We start from the raw sequence: 20582 nt of genomic DNA, 5'->3' as shown, positions 1-20582 counted from the left end.
AAATATTTTATTTTGATAATTCGGTGAAATACTCATAAAAATAAGGAATTGTTTCAATTCCTTTTAGGTAATTCCAAACTCCAAAATGTTCGTTTGGCGAATGAATGGCATCCGAATTTAATCCGAAGCCCATTAAAATACTTTTACTATTTAATTCTTCTTCAAACAAAGAAACAATAGGAATACTTCCTCCACTACGTTGCGGAATTGGCGCTTTCCCAAAGGTTTTTGTATAAGCTTTACTTGCCGATTTATAACCGATATTGTCAATTGGAGTAACATAACCATGCCCTCCGTGATGCGGAGTTACTTTTACTGTAACCGAATCTGGAGCTAAACTTTTAAAGTACGTAGTAAACTTCTCTGTAATTTCATCAGGAGTTTGGTGTGGTACTAAACGCATAGAAATTTTGGCATAAGCTTTTGACGCAATTACCGTTTTTGCACCTTCGCCAGTATAGCCTCCCCAAATTCCATTTACATCTAAAGTTGGTCTAATAGAGTTGCGTTCGTTTGTCGTATACCCTTGTTCACCATGTACTTCTTTAATATCTAAAGCTTCTTTGTAAGCTTCTATCGAAAAAGGAGCTTTCGCCATTTCTGCACGCTCTTCCAAACTTAACTCTTCTACATTATCGTAAAAACCAGGAATCGTAATTTGGTTTTTATCGTCTTGTAAAGAAGCGATCATTTTTGTTAATATATTTATTGGATTTGCCACAGCTCCACCATATAAACCAGAATGTAAATCTCTATTAGGACCTGTAACCTCAACCTCTACATAACTCAATCCACGTAAACCTGTAGTAATAGAAGGTACATCTTTGGCTATCATTCCTGTATCAGAAATTAAAATAACATCGTTGGCTAATTTTTCTTTATTTCTAGGAACAAACCAAGCTAAACTCTCTGAACCAACTTCCTCTTCACCTTCAATCATAAATTTAACATTACAAGGTAAATTCCCTGTATTTGTCATGTATTCTAGCGCTTTTACGTGCATATACATCTGTCCTTTATCATCACAAGCACCACGAGCAAAAATTGCTCCTTCAGGATGAATATCTGTTTTTTTAATAACAGGCTCAAACGGTGGCGAAGTCCATAATTCGATAGGATCTGCTGGCTGTACATCATAATGACCATACACCAAAATAGTTGGTAAGCTAGAATCGATTATTTTTTCACCATAAATAATAGGATATCCTGGAGTTTCACAAATTTCTACTTTATCACAACCTGCTTTTTCCAAGCTTTCTTTTACAAAGTCAGCAGTATTTAACACGTCCTTTTTGTAGGCAGGATCGGCACTTACTGAAGGTATTTTTAATAAATCGATAAGTTCATTTATAAACCTATCTTTATGTTGCTCAATGTATTTTTGTACGTTTTCCATGTGTTGTTATTTAATATCTCACAAAAATAATAAATTTTTTGTGCTTCTGCTTTGTAGTTTCGAAGTATTGTTTATATTTGCACCCACAATTACCTAGGTACGCGGGAGTGGTGGAATTGGTAGACACGCTAGACTTAGGATCTGGTGCCGCAAGGTGTGAGAGTTCGAGTCTCTTCTCCCGTACTTTAATTATAAAACCCTTAATTCTTTCGAATTAAGGGTTTTTTGTTGATTTAAAATTACTTTAAAATCATTATTTTCAAGCATTAAACAAAATAATAACGTTTTTTCACTCCTTGGTCAACTCTCTAAATAAGCTTTCTAAATTTTTATTTTCGGTATTTAAACCTAGTATTTTTAAGCCATTTTCTTGAGCGAAATCAAAAATTACAGGACGCATATCTTCGGATGTTTCAAAAGTCAGTATCCAGTTGTTTTCAACCGTATTTTTATAATGTACAATATTTGGTAAACGCTGAATAAACTGCTCTTCTAGCTTATAATCAAAGGTTACTTTTATAACTTGTTCTTTGCTTGTTTTAAGTTCGGCAATAGGTTTATCAATAACTATTTCACCTTTATTGATAATAATTACTCGGGTACAAACCGCCTCTACTTCTTGCATAATATGCGTAGAAATTAAAACTGTTTTATCTTTACCAAGTTCTTTAATTAATTCACGGATTTCAACCAACTGATTTGGGTCTAAACCTGTGGTTGGTTCATCTAAAATTAACACCTCAGGATCGTGTAAAATAGCCGCTGCCAAGCCTACTCTTTGACGATATCCTTTTGATAATTGCCCTATTTTTTTATGTGCTTCAGCTGTTAATCCAACCTTTTCAATTACTTCGGCTATTTTAGTTTTTGAAACCTTGTAAATACCTGCTTGAAATTGCAAATATTCCCGAACATACATCTCTAAATACAACGGATTATGCTCTGGCAAATAACCAATTTTTTTTTGTGCTTCAATAGGATTTTTAAGCACATCGATGCCACTTACAAAAACCGATCCTTCACTTGGGAGAATAAAACCTGTTAAAATTTTCATACTCGTTGATTTCCCAGCACCATTTGGTCCTAAAAAACCAACGATTTCTCCTTTTTGAGCATCAAAAGAAATATTATTTACGGCTTTTTGAGTGCCATAAAATTTAGAAATTTCGGTAAGTTGTATTGACATTTTATTGCTATATTTTTATCAAAAAAATTAAACCAATCTATTATTTTTTCTTTAGATAAGAAACGAAACTATAATCATATTTGTTTTTTTCATCCGCTTTAAAATCTTCTCTAGCGGTTTGTTTCCAAATATTCAAATCAATTTCAGGGAAAAAAACATCGGCTTCAAACTCCTGATGTACCAAACAAATATCTAGCTTATCTACTAAATTATTTTCAAGTGCTTGCTTGTAAATCTGCGCGCCTCCAAGAATAAAAATATCGGTTTCATCTTTTGATAAATCAATAGCTTTTTCAATAGAATCAGCAATTAAACAGCCTTCTTTAACGTAATTTTTATTTCTGCTGATAATAACAGAAGTACGATTTGGCAAAGGCTTCCCGATGCTTTCAAAAGTATTTCTTCCCATTAAAATATGATGCCCTGAAGTTACTTTTTTAAAGCGTTTTAAATCGGCAGGTAAATGCCAGATTAAATCGTTTCCTTTCCCTAAAGCATTGTTCTTTGCTATTGCTGCAATTATTGTAATCATAGATTTTAATTTAATAAACGGCTATTTTCTTACGCTTTTATGCCGCTTTATTTTTTCTTTTCCGAAGATATAAAAAATTACACCGCCACCACACCTTTTATGTGCGGATGCGAATCATAACCAACTAATTCAAAATCTTCAAAGGTAAAATCTTCAATGTTTTTAATTGCCGGGTTTATTTTCATCGTCGGAAGCGGTTTTGGGGTGCGAGAAACCTGCAAAGCTAATTGCTCTTGATGATTATTATAAATATGTGCATCACCAAAAGTATGGATAAACTCCCCTGCTTCATATCCACAAACCTGTGCAATCATCATGGTAAATAAAGCGTAAGAAGCGATATTAAAAGGAACTCCTAAAAATATATCGGCACTTCGTTGGTATAATTGACAGGATAATTTTCCGTCAGCTACATAAAACTGAAAAAACGCATGACAGGGCGGTAATGCTGCTTTTCCGTTGGCTACATTTTCTGAAAATGATTTTGAAGTATCGGTCATTACAGACGGATTCCAAGCAGAAACCAACATTCTACGGCTATTCGGATTGTTCTTTAATGTATCAATTACCTCTTTTAACTGATCAATTTCATCGCTATTCCAGTTGCGCCATTGATGCCCGTAAACAGGTCCTAAATCGCCATTTTCATCTGCCCAAGAATTCCAGATTTTAACACCGTTTTCTTGTAAATATTTTATATTTGTATCGCCTTTTATAAACCAAAGTAATTCATAAATAATCGATTTTAAGTGTAACTTTTTAGTGGTTACCATCGGGAAACCTTTACTTAAATCAAATCGCATCTGATGCCCAAAAACACTTTTTGTACCTGTTCCTGTTCTATCTCCTTTTTCGTTTCCGTTGTCTAAAACCTGTTGTACTAAGTCTAAATATTGCTTCATTTGTTGTTGTTCTAAATACCCTGCTGATAAAATAAAAAGCTTCAATTTTTAGTATTGAAACTTTTTAAATGATATACTATTATTTAACTTAGTTATTACCCAATAATCATACCAGCAATCGTTGCTGACATTAAAGAAGCAATTGTTCCACCAATTAAGGCTTTTATCCCAAATTCTGATAATGTTTTACGTTGCCCTGGCGCTAACGAGCCAATTCCACCAATTTGAATACCAATAGAGGCGAAATTTGCGAAACCACATAACATATAAGTAGCCATAATAATTGATTTATTATAGGTTAAATGCGTTAAGTTTGCTGCATTTTTAAGTTCTGATAATTGAATATATCCTACAAATTCACTCGCTGCTAATTTAATTCCTAAAAGCTGTCCCATTAAAGCCATATCTTGTTTTGCAACACCGATTAACCACATTAAAGGTGCAAAAACATAGCCTAAAATAAACTCTAAACAAAGTGCTTTAAAAGGAGTTGAACTTGCTATTATGGTATTTAGAGAAGTAAATTCCCAACCTAAATAATTGATTCCATCAAAGCCTCCAAAAGTTCCTAAAACACCATTTATCATAGCGATAAAAGCGACAAAAACCAATAACATTGCTCCTACATTCATTGCCAATTGTAAGCCCTCGGTAGTTCCGTTTGCAATAGCATCTAATATATTTGAACCTATTTTATCTTGCGATACTTTTATATCGGTAACAATTTCTTCGGTTTGCGGATATAAAATTTTAGAAATAACAATTGCTCCAGGCGCTACCATTACTGAGGCTGCTAATAAATGCTTTGCATAAAACAATTTTAAGGTTTCATCATCGCCACCTAAAAACCCGATATAAGCTGCTAAAACTGCTCCGGCAACAGTTGCCATACCGCCAATCATTACCAATAAGACTTCCGACTTATTCATTTTTTCTAAATATGCCTTGATCAATAAAGGCGCTTCGGTTTGCCCTAAAAAGATGTTTCCTGCTACCGATAAACTTTCTGCACCTGATATTTTTAACACCTTACTTAATGACCATGCCAAGCCTTTTACCACTTTTTGTATCACTCCTAAATAAAATAATAAAGATGTTAATGCCGAAAAGAAAATAATTGTTGGTAATATTTGAAAGGCAAAAATAAATCCGAAAGTATCCATATCAGAAATTAACCCTTGAAATAAAAATTCACTTCCTGCTCGAGTAAACCCTAAAATACTAACAAACCCTTTTCCTATAAATTCAAAAATTGATTGTACAAAAGGTACTTTTAAAACACCAATTGCGATTACCAATTGAAAAACAAGCCCTAGCCCAACTATTTTCCAATCAATTCCTTTTCTGTTGGCGCTACATAAAAATGCAATTAACAACAATGAAAACATTCCTAAAACACCACGCCATAAACTTTGTATAGAAAACCCTTGACTTGGGATTATTTCACTGCTACTATTTTTTTCTTCGGATGCCTTTAAAACCGCAACTTCCGATATCACTTTTTGAGAATTTGAGCTAAAATTATATAGCACATTATTTTCAGAAAAAGTTAATAAACTGTCTGATAATTGGGTAATATTATAATAACGAACCGTGTCTTTTGGCTGTTTATAATTAAAAATTAATAAATTGTTTTGATGTATGTAACTTCCTGAAAAGTGTAAACTATCTTTAGCAAATACCGAATAGTTAAATTCACCTTTTGATAAATTTAAAACATCTTTAGCGTCTGTTGATGATACTAAAGATGTTCCTTTTATTGTTGTAATTGATGAGAAATTCCAATTTTTCTCTATGTTTTGCCCAAAAGTAATTACAGATGCAAAAAGCATCAGGAGGCTAAATAATTTATTCATTGTATGTGGTTTATTAAGAACGTTTGCTAATTTCGTCGCGAATTTCCGCAGCTAATTCATAATTTTCATTCGCTACAGCCTCATTAAGCTGCTCGTTTAATTCCTGTAAAGACAGGTTTGAATATCCTTGTTCATCATTATCATTATCGTCATCATCATATTCATCTTCTAAAGAAAACGCTATTTCATCCGATTCTAAATCTTCTTCAATAATTAATTCTTCATCCATTTTTAAAAATACACCTGCTTTATCTAATATATTTTCGTAGGTAAAAATAGGAGCATCAAAACGAACGGCTAACGCAATTGCATCCGAAGTTCGGGCATCAATAACCTGTTCAAATCCATCTCGTTCACAAATTAAGCTCGAATAAAAAACGCCATCTACCAATTTATGGATAACAACTTGAATTACTTTAATCGAAAACCTATCGGAAAATGTTTTAAATAAATCGTGGGTAAGTGGTCGTGGTGGACGAATTTCTTTCTCTAAAGCAATCGCTATAGATTGGGCTTCAAAAGCACCAATAATTATAGGCAGTGTCCTCTCTCCGCCTGTTTCACTTAGCACTAACGCATACGCACCACTTTGAGTTTGGCTATACGAAATTCCTTTAATATTCAGTTTAATTAAACTCATGTATGATTGTAATAAATAAAAAGAAGGCTGTCTAAATTTTTGGCGATATGCTTCAAATTTTAGACAGCCATTTTAAACGGGTGCAATTTACTAAAAATTATGAATTGATTTCTAATTTCTATAAAAAGAAAATTTTTCTATTAAAATTTATGCTTGTTTAAATGCTTTTAATTTTTCTATTAATTGTGGTACTACCTCAAAGGCATCACCAACAATTCCGTAATCTGCTGCTTTAAAGAAAGGCGCGTCAGGATCGGTATTAATAACTACTTTTACTTTTGATGCGTTAATTCCTGCTAAATGCTGAATTGCTCCTGAAATTCCAATAGCGATATATAAATTAGACGCTACAGGTTTTCCTGTTTGCCCAACGTGTTCACTGTGAGGACGCCATCCTAAATCAGAAACTGGCTTAGAACAAGCGGTTGCAGCTCCTAAAACGGATGCTAATTCTTCAATCATTCCCCAATTTTCAGGACCTTTTAATCCTCTACCTGCTGAAACTACAATATCAGCATCGGCAATAGTTACTGTTCCGCTAGCTTTGTTAATGCTTTCTGATTTTACAGTTAATTCGGGTACAACAGCATCAAAACTTTCGGTAGCTCCGCTTACTGGATTTTCGTGTGCTCCGTAAGAGTTTTTAGCAACACCAACTACTTTTTTATCCGTAGAAATTTCAGTATTATTAAATCCTTTGTTCGAAAAAGCGATTCTTTTTACTGTAAACGGACTTGTACTACTTGGTAAAGCAACTACATTTGAAGCATATCCTGCTTCTAAGGCTACCGCTACTAAAGGCGCTACGGTAAAACCGTCAATACTTGAATCTATAATTACCGTATCGGCATTTTTTGCTTGGGCAACCTGTGTTATTATTGATGCGTATGCTTTGGCATTGAATGATGCTACATCATTTTTTACCTCTACAACTTTTTCAGCTCCGTAAGTATATAATTCAGAAGCATCGCCTGCATTTATTGTTAAAACAACCAAATCACTAGCTAATTGTTCGGCTACTTTTTTTCCGTATGAAACTACTTCAAAAGCAGTTTTTTTAAATTTCCCTTCCGATGAATCGGCAAAAACTAATACAGACATATTTTTATGTTTTTTAAATTATCACAAAAAATAATTTTGCAACAATGTGGTTTTAAATCTTGATTTTTAAAATAACTATTTACTTCGGATAAATACTTAAATTGCCTTTGCTTCCTTGTGTAATAAATCAATTAAAGCATCTACTGTATCTACTAATTTTACAGCGCCTTTTGCGACAGGTTTTTCAAAGTTTTTGGTTACTGTACTTGCCACAGCTCCTGTTGCTTCTACTACTGATAATGGTTTTTTACGCGCCATCATAATTCCACGCATATTAGGGATACGTAAATCTTTTTCTTCGACCATTTTTTGACCAGCAATAACCATTGGCAATACTGAAGAAACTTTTTCTTCTCCTCCGTCGATTTCTCTATTTAAAGTTACGTTTGTTCCTTCAATTTCAACACCTACACAAGAATTTACGAAATTAAAATCAAGCAAAGCCGCTAACATTCCTGGTACCATTTGCCCGTTATAATCAGCAGATTCTTTTCCTGCTAAAACCAAGTCATAGGCTCCGTTTTTAACCACTTCGGCTAATTCTTTAGCCACCATAAAACCATCGGTTGGCACTGCGTTTACACGAATTGCATTATCGGCACCAATTGCCAATGCTTTACGTAAGGTTGGCTCGCTTGAAGCTTCTCCAACGTTTACAACCGTTACACTTGCGCCTTGTTTTTCTTTAAACCACATGGCACGAGTTAAACTAAATTCGTCGTAAGGATTTATAACATATTGCACGCCGTTTGTATCAAACTTTGTGTCGTTATCAGTAAAGTTAATTTTCGAGGTAGTATCAGGTACATGGCTAATACAAACTAATATTTTCATATATCGTTGTTTTTAAGAAACTTAATTTTGAGCTGACAAGTTACACTTTTTTTTTAAAAATTTACTATGCGTGCATAATAAATTATCGTTTACCTTACATTTTAAATAACCCGCCTAAAAAGACAACTAACAATTTGTTTATCCTTAAAAACCTATTTGTTATTTCTATTTTTGTTATTTTTGCTATATTGATAAACAACTACGAATATAAGGTATGAAAACTATACAATTTAGAGAGGCTATTTGTGAGGCCATGAGTGAAGAAATGCGAAGAGATGAAAGCATTTACTTAATGGGTGAAGAAGTAGCTGAATATAACGGAGCCTACAAGGCTTCTAAAGGAATGCTAGATGAATTTGGTGCAAAAAGAGTTATTGATACTCCTATTGCTGAGTTAGGTTTTGGAGGTATTGCAGTTGGATCGGCAATGAATGGAAACCGCCCAATTGTTGAATACATGACTTTCAATTTCTCTTTAGTTGGTATTGATCAAATTATCAATAACGCAGCTAAAATTCGTCAAATGTCAGGTGGTCAATTTAATTGTCCTATCGTTTTTCGTGGACCAACAGGTGCTGCGGGTCAATTAGGAGCAACACATTCACAAGCTTTTGAAAACTGGTTTGCAAACACTCCTGGTTTAAAAGTAATTGTTCCTTCGAATCCTTACGATGCAAAAGGTTTATTAAAAGCAGCAATTCGTGATGACGATCCTGTAATTTTTATGGAATCAGAACAAATGTATGGTGATAAAATGGAAGTTCCTGAAGGAGAATACATTATTCCTATTGGAGTTGCTGATGTTAAAAGAGTTGGTACAGATGTTACTGTAGTTTCTTTTGGAAAAATCATTAAAGAAGCTTACAAAGCTGCTGATGAATTAGCAAAAGAAGGTATTTCTGTTGAAGTTATTGATTTACGTACCGTTCGTCCGATGGATCATAAAACGATTTTAGAATCGGTAAAGAAAACTAACAGATTGGTTATTTTAGAAGAAGCATGGCCTTTTGGAAGTATTTCTTCGGAAATTACCTTTAGAATACAAGATGAAGCATTTGATTATTTAGATGCGCCTATCAAAAGAATTACCACTGCTGATACTCCAGCGCCATATTCTCCTGTTTTATTAGCGGAATGGATGCCAAATGCTAACGATGTTATTAAAGCGGTAAAAGATGTATTATATATTAACAAATAATTGTTGATAAATTCAATACCTTTTTAGGTATATTTGAATAATAAATAAATCCTTTTGGCTGCTGTCAAAAGGATTTTTTAGTAAAGAAAAAGATGAAAAAAAAGCTATTACTACTACTGCTACTCGCAACCAATATTTTACACGCACAACTTACATTACAAGGTACAGTTATTGATGAATTTAACAATCCGATGCCTTTTGTTAGTGTTTATTTAAAAAACACTGTTCAAGGAACTACAACCAATACTAACGGTGAATTTTATCTGAAAACAAAAAAGAAAAAAGGCGTATTAGAAATTTCTTTTGTTGGGTTTCAAACCCAAACCTTACCGGTAAATCAGCAAACAAAAAACTTAAAAATTATCATCAAAGAAGACGCTAACGAACTTGATGAGGTCATTATTGTTACCAAACCTAAAAAACGCTTAAAGAAAAAAGAAAATCCTGCATATAAAATTTTAAAAGAAATTTGGAAACGAAAACGAAAAAATGGGCTTGATTTAGTCGATTATTATCAATATAAAAAACACAGTACCACCGAAATTGGGCTGAATAATTTAGATACCACCTTTTTAAAAAGAATCTTTAAAAAACAATATAAAGAAACGCTAAATAAGGTAAAATATGATAGTGATGGTGTTAATTACTACATCCCTATTTATATCAAAGAACAAGTTTCAAAGGTTTATGGAAACAATAAAAACAAAACTCTTAGAGAAGATATTGAAGCCGAAAAAATAGAAGGTTTAGGTGCAGAAGGCTTTGTTTTTAATCGAATTGCCAATACTTTTGAAGAAATTGACATCTTTAAAAATAACATCACTCTGTTAGATAAATCATTTGTTAGCCCTTTGTCTAGCGATGGTTTTGCTACCTACGATTACGTTTTATACGACAGTATTGTTAAAAACAATAAAAAATTATACAATATTTATTTCTTTCCTATTAGAGATGGTGATTTGGCTTTTCAAGGAAATTTTTGGGTTACCGATACCGCTTTCTCTATCAACAAAATAAAAATGAAAGTCCACGAAAGTATCAATCTTAATTTTGTGCGAAGTTTATCTTTTGAAAAAGAATTTAAAGTAAAAAATGATAGTATTTATATTTCCACTAAAAATGGATACGAAGGTGATTTTACGGTCATCGATAAAAGTGATAAAAATAAAGGATTAACGGTTAAAAAAAACACGATTCTAAATAAACACGTATTAAATAAGCCGTTAGCGGAAAGTTTTTACCTACAAAAACGCTTGAAAATAAAGCCAAATCAATATAAAAAAGAAGCTAGTTACTGGAATTCAAAACAAAATGATGATAAAAAATCAACCTATAAACTAATTCAAGAGGTTAAAGAAATAAAGCAAATAAAAAATATTACAGGGCTTATTAACATGCTTGCAAGTGGCTATGTTGATACTAAATATGGTATTCAGTTCGGTTCGTTATGGAACATTCTGGGAAACAATCAGGTGGAAGGATATCGGGTGAAATTTGGCTTTAGAACCTATAAATCAAGAGAAGATAGGTTTCGTTTAAAAGCACACTTAGCCTATGGTTTTAAAGATAAAAAAATAAAATACGGCGCAGAAGCACGCTATCTTTTGTCATACACACCACGAATTTCGGTAGGAGTGGCATATCAAAAAGATATTGAACAATTAGGAAGCGTTTTACTAAATACTTCGCAACTCTTAGGAGGAAGTATCGGGACGGGTGGATTGCTTTCAAGAGGTGATAATTTCTTTTTATCTAAAGTTGAAAAAATAGCCACTAATTTTGATTATCAGCTACAAAAAAACCTGCATATCGGTATTAATTTTGCCCACTCGAAAATACAATCGGCTTCTCCTGTTGATTTTTCAATCAATTATAAGGATGAAAATAATATCATACAGTCTCAAATAACCGACGTAACTTCAAGCCCTTATATTTCATTTACACCCGGAAGATATGTGTACGGACTAGGTGTTCAAAGGAGTTTTGGAGGAAGTATCTACCCTACTTTTATTCTAAATTATCGCCGAGGATATAAAGGTTTTTTTAACGGATCTCATAATTATGACAAGCTGCAATTCAAATACAATCAGCCTGTATTGTTAGGTAAATTCGGTATTTTTAACGCTACTTTTGAAGCTGGAAAAACATTCGGAACTGTGCCAATCGCCTTGCTAAATGTTATTCCGGCAAATCAAACTTTTACCTTGGTTGAAAATACCTTTGCTTTGTTAAATTACTACGATTTTGTGACAGATAAATATGTAGCATCGCATTTTGAACACAATTTTAACGGTTTTATTTTAAATAGAATTCCGTTATTAAATAAATTAAAACTGCGAAGTTTACTTACTTTTAGAGCCGCTTACGGAACTATTTCTGATAAAAATATTGCCGCTAACAAATCGAATATTAATTACAACGCTCCTAATAAAGTATATTATGAATATGGCGTTGGATTAGACAATATTGGGTACGGAAACTTACGTTTTTTACGAATCGATGCTATTTGGAGAAGCAATTACACGCCACCAGCGGGTTCAATAATAGCGCCAACACCAAAATTTTCAATACGTTTGGCGATAAAACCAAGCCTTTAAAAACATACAGTAATACCTTTTATAAATCGATTTAATAATAAGATAACGTTATTTTTTATTTAAAATGACAATAAATTATTACTTTTGCAATCCGATTTTTAGAAACGAAGAAAAGATATATATATGACTTCAAAAGAGAAAAAGACAGTTGATGTTTTAATAGAAATACCTAAAGGAAGTAGAAATAAATACGAATACGATTTTGATTTAGGAAAAATCCGTTTCGATAGAATGTTGTTTTCATCAATGATGTACCCTGGTGATTACGGTTTCATTCCTGAAACTTTAGCCTTAGATAATGATCCTTTAGACGTGTTAGTTTTAAGTGCAGAACCAACATTTCCAATGTGTGTTATGGAAGTAAAACCAATTGGTGTTTTCCATATGTCGGATGAAAAAGGACCAGATGAAAAAATTATTTGTGTACCTGTTTCAGATCCTATTTGGAATAAATACAATGATTTATCAGACTTAAACGCTCATTTACAAGACGAAATTACGCATTTCTTTAAAGTTTATAAAGACTTAGAAAAGAAAGAAGTAATTATTGGAGATTGGGGAAATGCTGATGAAGCATACCAAATTTTAGATACTTGTATCAAACGTTATGAAGATAGCGAGCACAAAGCAAAAGGAGATTTTAAAATATAATTAAACTTAATTTTAAGTTTTAATTTAAAAAATTCTTATCAAAAAAAGCCATTTAGTATATGCTAAAATGGCTTTTTTCATTTTTAAAACCCGTACAAATACCTGTATTTATATTCGTATTTATATTGGGTTTCTTATTTTTGCAGAATGTTTAAAAGAACCAAACGTAATTTTAAAATAGACGATTCAACAAGCTTTAAGCAAAAATTATTTGCTTGGGCAAAACAGTTTGAAACCGCTATTTGGCTAGATTCTAATAATTACGAACAAGCCTATTCTTGTTTTGATGCCTGCTTGGCTGTCGAAGAATTTACGGCAATAAAAACAGATTATCAAAATGCTTTTGAAAAGCTAAAAGAATATCAATCTTACACCAAAGATTATATTTTTGGCTATATTTCTTATGATGTAAAAAATGACGTTGAAAAGCTCACTTCTACTAATTTTGATGGTTTAAACTTTCCTGATTTGTACTTTTTTCAGCCTCAAAAATTAATTTTCATCAAAGGAAATACCATTGAATTTGAGTATTTGCAAATGATTGATGATGAAATTGAAGAAGATTTTGAAGATATTATCAGTAATATTAATAATTCCACTACTCTTTCTGATGCTCTAAAAAAAGAAGCGGAAAAAACATCCGAAGAAATAAAAGAAGATAACATTAAAATAAAACTTCGAATTCACAAGGAAGAATATCACCAAAAAGTAACAAAAGTTTTAGAACATATTCATAGAGGCGATATTTATGAAGCTAATTTTTGTCAAGAATTTTATGCCGAAAATACACGCATCAATCCGTATAAAATATATTCGCATTTAAACGATATATCAACACCTCCATTTGCTACTTTTTTCAGACATGAAAATTTGTATGTATTATCGGCAACACCTGAAAGATATTTAAAAAAAGAAGGTGATAAAATAATTTCGCAACCCATAAAAGGAACTGCAAAACGCTTAATTGATCCTATTGAAGATCAAAAAATTGCCTTCGATTTAGCTAGAGATGAAAAAGAACGTGCCGAAAACATTATGATTGTCGATTTGGTACGCAATGATTTATCGAAAACGGCTAAAAAAGGAAGTGTTCAGGTAGCCGAACTTTGTAAAATTCATTCTTTTAAACAGGTGCATCAAATGATTTCGACCATTGTATCGGAAATTACACCAAATACACATCCTGTTGATGTTATAAAAGATACCTTTCCTATGGGAAGTATGACGGGCGCTCCTAAGGTATCGGCAATGAAAATAATGGAAAATTTAGAGCAAACAAAACGGGGTTTATATTCAGGAACTGTAGGGTATTTTACACCGAACGGCGATTTTGATTTTAATGTAATTATCCGAAGTATTTTATACAATTCTGACAGTAAATATGTGTCTTTTTCGGTAGGTGGCGCAATTACTGCAAAATCAATTCCTGAAAAAGAATATGAAGAATGTTTGCTAAAAGCAAAAGCAATGAAATATGTGTTACTTCATTCAAAATAGTTGCTTATATTTCAATAAATAAGAAGAAAACGCTTACAAAAACGTACCTAAAAAAATAGAATTAATGATTATTGACCAAGAAGAAAAATTTAAAGCAGTACTTCCAACTATAGAAGGAAACGTGAATGAACAAAGCTTTTTTAATGCTTTTTTAGACTTGTATCCTGAGGCTTGGAAACAACATAAAATTACTTTTTCTAAGTTTAAGAGAAGTAAACAATTTGGAAAAACAATACCTTTACCAAAACCTGAAGTTTCTTTACGTAAAGATATCAGACAGTGGTTGCAAAAACAATAAAATAATCAAAAATGACACATCAAGAGTTCCATTTTAAGTATCATAATACGAATTTTTTCGGGCAGTTTTGGCAACCTAAAAACCCAAATTCAGTGAAAGCTGTCGTTATTATTGTTCACGGAATGGGAGAACATTCGGGGCGCTATCAATCGGTTGCAAAAAATTTAACGGATGCTAATTTTGGTGTGATTGCTTTTGATCATTTCGGACACGGAAAAACCACAGGAAAAAGAGGGCATAATCCTGGTTTTGATGCAGTTTTAACAAGTATTTCTCAATTAATTGAAAAAGCATCCGCAGTTTTTGGCGATAAACCGCAGTTTTTATACGGACATTCTATGGGTGGAAATGCGGTTATTAATTATGCGCTGCGCAAAAAAATTATGCAAAAAAACAAGCAGTTAATAGGTGTTATTGCCACAAGCCCAATGCTAAAATTAGCTTTTAACCCACCTGCTTGGAAACTTAAATTGGGTAAAATTATGCAAAAAATTGCGCCCTCAATTACCTTAAGTAATGAACTAGATATCTCTGATATTTCTAGAGATGAAGTCGAAGTTCAAAAATATTTAGACGATCCTCTAGTTCACGATAAAATTAGCCCTAATTTTTCTTTATCGTTTATAGATGCTGGAAAATGGGCGATTGATAATGCAAAATCCTTAGAAATTCCAATGTTCGTTTTACACGGAACTGCCGATAAAATTATTGATTATAAAGGTTCACAAGAATTTGCAAACGCAACAAAAAACGCAAATTTAAAGCTTTACAAAGGTGCTTATCATGAATTGCAACATGATTTATGCAAAGATGAAATGCTAAAAGATGTGATTCATTGGTTAGAAAATCAACTAAAAAAAGCACAGAAATAAAAATGCTACAACAATTAGCGAAACATATAGACCATAATTTTTTATTTTTAAAAGATAAAAAACTCTTAATTGCTATTTCTGGCGGTGTTGACAGCGTGGTTTTAACACATTTATTGCATCAATTAAAATACGATATTTCATTAGCGCATTGTAATTTTCAATTAAGAAGTGATCAAAGTGATTTAGATGAAAAATCTGTTAAAAATTTAGGTAAAGAATTAGAAATCCCTGTTTTTTCAACACGTTTTGAAACGAGTAAATATGCTAATCAAAATAAATTATCAACGCAATTAGCTGCACGAAAATTACGCTATAATTGGTTTGATGAATTGCTAAAAAAACATGATTTTGACTATGTTTTAACAGGGCATCATGCCGATGACAACTTAGAAACCGTGTTAATTAACCTCACAAGAGGAACTGGTTTGGACGGTTTAACAGGAATTCCTGCTATAAATGGAACTATTGTGCGTCCGTTATTAATTTTTTCAAGAGAAAAAATTGAAAATTTTGCCCTAGAAAATAATATAAAATGGCGAGAAGATGCTAGCAATGCCGAAACAAAATATCTTCGAAATAAAATAAGGCACCAAGTAATTCCTATTTTAAAAGAATTAAACCCTAGTTTATTAAAAGCACATCTAAAAACAACCGATTTTTTAAAGCAATCACAACAAATCATTACTGACAAAGTCGATGAAATTGCTTTAAAAACACTCATAAAAGAAGATAATACACTTAAAATCAACATTTCAGAGGTCTTAAAATTATCGAACCCAAAAGCGTATTTATACCAACTTTTAAAAGCCTATAAATTTACCGAATGGGATGATGTTTACCAGTTAATATATGCGCAATCAGGTAAAAAAATTAGCAGTAATTCTCATACTTTATTAAAAAATAGAGATTTTTTACTATTACAAAATATACATAAAAACGAAATTCTAAAAAAGGAACAATTTAGCATAGATAAAGAAAATAACAAAATAACAAACCCTATCAATCTGCAACTTACACAAGTTCGTGAAAAAACAAGTTTTGATAAAAACACTATTTTTGTTGATAAAATTTTATTAAATTACCCCCTTACTATTAGAAGATGGGAAACTGGCGATTATTTTTACCCAACAGGTATGCTAGGCAAGAAAAAAGTTAGTAAATATTTTAAAGATGAAAAGCTTTCTCTTTTTGATAAAAAAAACATTTGGTTGCTTTGTACAAATGATAATAAAATTATATGGATTATTGGAAAACGTCAAGACAGGCGTTTTTTACCAAGCAATGAAGCAACAGAATTATTAAGAATAATTAATTAAAAACAACCCTTTATAAACTAAATCGAATGAAAAAATTATTTACGCTATTTTTATTATTCTTAAGTTTAATGGTCTTCTCTCAATCTGATGACAATCCTATTGTTATAACACCTACCGTTGAAAAAATTTCGGAGACAGAATACGACTTAATTTTCAATATTGAAATTGCAGAAGACTGGCATTTATATTCGCAATATAATCCTGAAGACGCTTCTTTACCGATGACCATCTCTCCTGCTGAAGGACAAAGTGGTTATGCGCTTAAAGGAAAAGCCAAAGAAGGAGAAACCCATACTGAATTCAGTGAAATTTGGGGGAAAGATGAAGTTTTCTTTGCTGAAGAAGGTCTTTTAACCCAAAGAATTACTGTTTCAAACACTGGTTTAACACAAATAACCTTAAACCTAGACGCACAAGTTTGTAAAGAATACTGTTTACCTTTTGATGAAGATTTTACCTTTTCATTAACTGGCGAAAAAGTATCACAAACCGTTACCGAAGTTGATGATAAAAGTCAGGCAATGTCACAATCATTAAACTTAAACTTAAAAAATACGGCGTTATTAAAAAATACCGCAAAAAAAGCGGATAACCAAGAAGAAGACAGCTCTTTATTAAGTATCTTTTTACTTGGGTTTGTTGGTGGTTTATTAGCTTTTTTAACACCTTGTGTATTTCCAATGGTGCCTTTAACAGTATCTTTTTTCACAAAACATACCGAAAAAAAAGGTAAAGGAATTGGAAGTGCTTTATTATATGGTTCTTTTATAATTTTAATTTATGGTTTATTAAGTTTACCTTTTCATTATTTAGACACCTTAGATCCAGAAATTTTAAATAGTATTTCTACCAACATGTGGTTGAACTTATTTTTCTTTACCATTTTGGTTTTCTTTGCAGGGTCTTTCTTCGGATTTTACGAATTAACCCTACCTAGTTCTTGGGGTAACAAAGCAGATACCGCATCGAATATTGGTGGTATTATTGGGATATTTTTTATGGCGTTAACCTTAGCAATTGTATCTTTTTCATGTACAGGTCCTATTTTAGGTTCTTTACTTGCAGGATCATTAGGAGCTAATGGTGGAGCTATGCAATTATCGGCAGGTATGATTGGTTTTGGGTTTGCTTTAGCTATGCCTTTTGCCTTATTTGCTATGTTTCCTGGCTGGTTAACTACTTTACCAAAATCTGGTGGATGGTTAAATACAGTTAAAGTTGTTTTAGGATTCTTAGAATTAGCATTCGCTTTTAAATTTTTATCAAATGCTGATTTAGTTGGGCATTGGGGCTTTTTCAAAAGAGAAATTTTTATCGGAATATGGTCAGTAATAGCCTTATTGATGTCATTATATTTACTAGGACTGATGGGTAAAAAATATGGTAAAATATCTTTTTTTAGAGTTTTACTAGGAGGAAGTTGTTTAGCTTTATCAATCTATTTAGCACCAGGGGTTTTAAAAAACCCAACATGGAATCAAAATAATTTATTGAGTGGTTTTGCACCGCCTAAATTTCATAGTATTTACGTAAAAGACAATCAATGTCCGTTAGGATTAAATTGTTTTAAAGACTTTGAAGAAGGTATTGCGTATGCAAAATCAGTAAACAAACCTGTTTTATTAGATTTTACAGGGTGGGCATGTGTAAACTGTCGTAAAATGGAAGAAAACATTTGGATTAAACCAGAAATTTACAACATGATTAATAATGATTATGTATTAATTTCATTATATGTTGATGATCATCAAAGACAATTACCTGAAGAAGAACAGTTCGATTTTATTAAGCCAAACGGTAAAGTAAAAAGAATTAGAACCTATGGTGATAAATGGGTTACACTACAAGTTGCAAACTTTAAAACAGCTTCTCAACCATTTTACGTGTTAATGAGCCCTAATTTAGAATTACTAAATTCACCTCAACAATATAGCAGTCACTCAGAATATTCTAATTGGTTAAAAACAGGATTAGATAATTTTAATAAAAAATAAACAAGTATACCCTATTAAAAAAAGCCTCTTTTATAAAGAGGCTTTTTTTTGGTTTTAACTTAAAAGAAAACGCCAACTATTTTTCAGCTAATTTATAATTAGCTATTTTTTTTAGCTATCTTTAACACAAAGAGAAAGTTATGTTGATAAAAACGTATGGATCGGCTGTTTTTGGCATTGATGCAACTACAATTACCGTAGAGGTAAATATAGATAAAGGAATTGGTTATCATTTGGTAGGTTTACCTGATAATGCGGTTCGAGAAAGTTCCTATCGAATTTCTGCCGCCCTTAATAATAACGGCTACAAACTTCCTGGTAAAAAAATAATTATAAACATGGCACCTGCTGACATTCGTAAAGAAGGTGCTTCTTATGATTTAACCATCGCTGTTGGGATTTTATCGGCATCTAAACAAATTGAGGCTAAAAATATTGAAGAATATGTAATTATGGGCGAACTTTCATTAGACGGAAGTGTACAACCCATTAAAGGCGCTTTGCTAATTGCCATTAAAGCCCGCGAAGAAGGCTATAAAAATTTTATATTACCTAAAGAAAATGCCAAAGAAGCCGCAATTGTTAACGACCTAAATATATTGGCGGTCAATAATATTATGGACGTTATTAATCATTTAGAAGGTAAAAAAATAATTGAACCTACTATTGTAGATACCCGAGCAGAATTTTATAAACATGTAGATTTTCCTGAATTTGATTTCTCTGATGTAAAAGGACAAGAAAGCATTAAACGCTGTATGGAAATTGCCGCCGCTGGTGGTCATAATATTATTTTAATTGGTCCTCCTGGAGCTGGAAAAACAATGCTAGCAAAAAGACTCCCTTCTATTTTACCTCCAATGACCTTAGAAGAAGCACTTGAAACCACCAAAATACATTCGGTTGTTGGTAAAGTAAAAAATACAGGGCTACAATATTCTCGTCCTTTTCGAGCACCACATCATAGTTGTTCAGACATCGCACTTATTGGTGGCGGAAATAGTTTACCACAGCCTGGTGAAATTTCGTTAGCTCATAATGGCGTTTTGTTTTTAGATGAATTACCCGAGTTTAAACGCGGAGTTTTAGAAGTAATGCGACAGCCTTTAGAAGATAGAGAAGTAACCATTTCAAGAGCAAAATTCACCGTAAATTACCCGAGTAGCTTTATGTTGGTTGCAAGCATGAACCCAAGCCCGTCAGGTTTTTTTAATGATCCTGACTCACCAATGACCTCATCGCCTGCTGAAATGCAACGCTATTTAAGTAAAGTTTCAGGCCCATTATTAGATAGAATTGATATTCATATTGAAGTAACCCCTGTTCCTTTTGATAAATTATCCGAAGAAAGAAAAGGAGAATCAAGTGTTGAAATTAGAAAACGTGTTACCAAAGCTCGTGAAATTCAAACCGCTCGTTTTAGCAACTCCGAAACAGTTCATTATAACGCACAAATGAACGTAAAACAACAACGTAAATACTGTAAACTTTCAGAACAAAGCTATACCCTACTCAAAATTGCCATGGAAAAACTAAACCTGTCGGCAAGAGCCTATGATCGAATTTTAAAAGTATCAAGAACTATTGCCGATTTAGCATCCGAAGAAAATATAAAATCGGAACATTTAACAGAAGCAATACAATACCGAAGTTTAGACAGAGATGGATGGCTAGGATAAAAAAAAACAGTAATTTAGTAAATTATTAAATTT

General features: G+C 32.4%; 17 protein-coding genes and 1 tRNA gene. 10 read left to right on the top strand and 8 right to left on the bottom strand.

Annotated elements, in window-relative coordinates; all coding sequences use genetic code 11:
- Positions 1–7 precede the first annotated feature (7 nt).
- Positions 8–1396 carry a dipeptidase gene (locus tag AQ1689_RS05970; protein ID WP_101914974.1) on the bottom strand — a complete coding sequence of 463 codons (1389 nt, stop codon included), beginning with the start codon at positions 1394–1396 and terminating at the stop codon, positions 8–10.
- A 101-nt stretch (positions 1397–1497) separates the two neighbouring features.
- Between AQ1689_RS05970 and AQ1689_RS05965 the strand changes: the two genes are divergently transcribed.
- A tRNA-Leu gene (locus tag AQ1689_RS05965) sits at positions 1498–1579 on the top strand.
- Between the two features lie 106 nt (positions 1580–1685).
- Here the strand turns inward: AQ1689_RS05965 and gldA are convergent.
- From gldA to AQ1689_RS05930, 7 genes are all read right to left on the bottom strand, one after another.
- Positions 1686–2582: a gliding motility-associated ABC transporter ATP-binding subunit GldA gene (gldA, locus tag AQ1689_RS05960; RefSeq protein WP_101955507.1), complete on the bottom strand. Its 897-nt coding sequence runs from the start codon at positions 2580–2582 to the stop codon at positions 1686–1688.
- 40 nt (positions 2583–2622) lie between these two features.
- On the bottom strand, positions 2623–3114 hold the full coding sequence (locus AQ1689_RS05955) for a dihydrofolate reductase (RefSeq protein ID WP_101955506.1): 492 nt from the start codon (positions 3112–3114) through the stop codon (positions 2623–2625).
- Between the two features lie 77 nt (positions 3115–3191).
- Positions 3192–4016 carry a thymidylate synthase gene (locus AQ1689_RS05950; RefSeq protein WP_101914995.1) on the bottom strand — a complete coding sequence of 275 codons (825 nt, stop codon included), beginning with the start codon at positions 4014–4016 and terminating at the stop codon, positions 3192–3194.
- Positions 4017–4111: 95 nt separating this feature from the next.
- On the bottom strand, positions 4112–5872 hold the full coding sequence (locus AQ1689_RS05945) for a NupC/NupG family nucleoside CNT transporter (protein WP_101955505.1): 1761 nt from the start codon (positions 5870–5872) through the stop codon (positions 4112–4114).
- Positions 5873–5885: 13 nt separating this feature from the next.
- On the bottom strand, positions 5886–6512 hold the full coding sequence (locus tag AQ1689_RS05940; protein ID WP_101955504.1) for a bifunctional nuclease family protein: 627 nt from the start codon (positions 6510–6512) through the stop codon (positions 5886–5888).
- Positions 6513–6659: 147 nt separating this feature from the next.
- Positions 6660–7613, bottom strand: a complete 954-nt coding sequence (locus tag AQ1689_RS05935) for an electron transfer flavoprotein subunit alpha/FixB family protein (protein ID WP_101914979.1) — start codon at positions 7611–7613, stop codon at positions 6660–6662.
- Between the two features lie 96 nt (positions 7614–7709).
- The gene (locus AQ1689_RS05930; protein WP_101955503.1) at positions 7710–8447 is read right to left on the bottom strand and encodes an electron transfer flavoprotein subunit beta/FixA family protein; all 738 of its coding nucleotides are present in this window, start codon (positions 8445–8447) and stop codon (positions 7710–7712) included.
- 214 nt (positions 8448–8661) lie between these two features.
- Here AQ1689_RS05930 and AQ1689_RS05925 point away from each other — a divergent pair, with 214 nt between their 5' ends.
- The 9 genes from AQ1689_RS05925 (at position 8662) to AQ1689_RS05885 (ending at position 20549) form a co-directional block, all read left to right on the top strand.
- Positions 8662–9645 (top strand): pyruvate dehydrogenase complex E1 component subunit beta, encoded by a 984-nt coding sequence (locus tag AQ1689_RS05925; RefSeq protein WP_058885966.1) that lies wholly within the window; start codon positions 8662–8664, stop codon positions 9643–9645.
- A gap of 92 nt (positions 9646–9737) precedes the next feature.
- Positions 9738–12242 carry a DUF5686 family protein gene (locus AQ1689_RS05920; protein WP_101955502.1) on the top strand — a complete coding sequence of 835 codons (2505 nt, stop codon included), beginning with the start codon at positions 9738–9740 and terminating at the stop codon, positions 12240–12242.
- Between the two features lie 123 nt (positions 12243–12365).
- Entirely contained in the window at positions 12366–12893 is a 528-nt protein-coding gene (locus AQ1689_RS05915) for an inorganic diphosphatase (protein WP_101903276.1), read from the top strand.
- 147 nt (positions 12894–13040) lie between these two features.
- Positions 13041–14390, top strand: a complete 1350-nt coding sequence (locus AQ1689_RS05910) for an anthranilate synthase component I family protein (RefSeq protein ID WP_101955501.1) — start codon at positions 13041–13043, stop codon at positions 14388–14390.
- A gap of 64 nt (positions 14391–14454) precedes the next feature.
- Complete coding sequence (locus tag AQ1689_RS05905; RefSeq protein WP_058885970.1) at positions 14455–14688, top strand: hypothetical protein; 234 nt, start codon at positions 14455–14457, stop codon at positions 14686–14688.
- 11 nt (positions 14689–14699) lie between these two features.
- Positions 14700–15560 carry an alpha/beta hydrolase gene (locus tag AQ1689_RS05900; RefSeq protein WP_101955500.1) on the top strand — a complete coding sequence of 287 codons (861 nt, stop codon included), beginning with the start codon at positions 14700–14702 and terminating at the stop codon, positions 15558–15560.
- A gap of 2 nt (positions 15561–15562) precedes the next feature.
- Entirely contained in the window at positions 15563–16876 is a 1314-nt protein-coding gene (gene tilS / locus AQ1689_RS05895) for a tRNA lysidine(34) synthetase TilS (protein ID WP_101955681.1), read from the top strand.
- 26 nt (positions 16877–16902) lie between these two features.
- Positions 16903–18870: a protein-disulfide reductase DsbD family protein gene (locus AQ1689_RS05890; protein ID WP_101955499.1), complete on the top strand. Its 1968-nt coding sequence runs from the start codon at positions 16903–16905 to the stop codon at positions 18868–18870.
- A gap of 140 nt (positions 18871–19010) precedes the next feature.
- Positions 19011–20549 carry a YifB family Mg chelatase-like AAA ATPase gene (locus AQ1689_RS05885; protein WP_101914985.1) on the top strand — a complete coding sequence of 513 codons (1539 nt, stop codon included), beginning with the start codon at positions 19011–19013 and terminating at the stop codon, positions 20547–20549.
- The last annotated feature ends 33 nt before the right edge of the window (positions 20550–20582 follow it).

The sequence above is a fragment of the Tenacibaculum finnmarkense genome, assembly GCF_900239185.1.
In the GTDB taxonomy this organism is placed as follows: Bacteria; Bacteroidota; Bacteroidia; order Flavobacteriales; family Flavobacteriaceae; genus Polaribacter; species Polaribacter finnmarkensis.
Note: the sequence above shows the minus strand (reverse complement) of the source record. Positions and strands in the feature narration are given on the sequence as shown.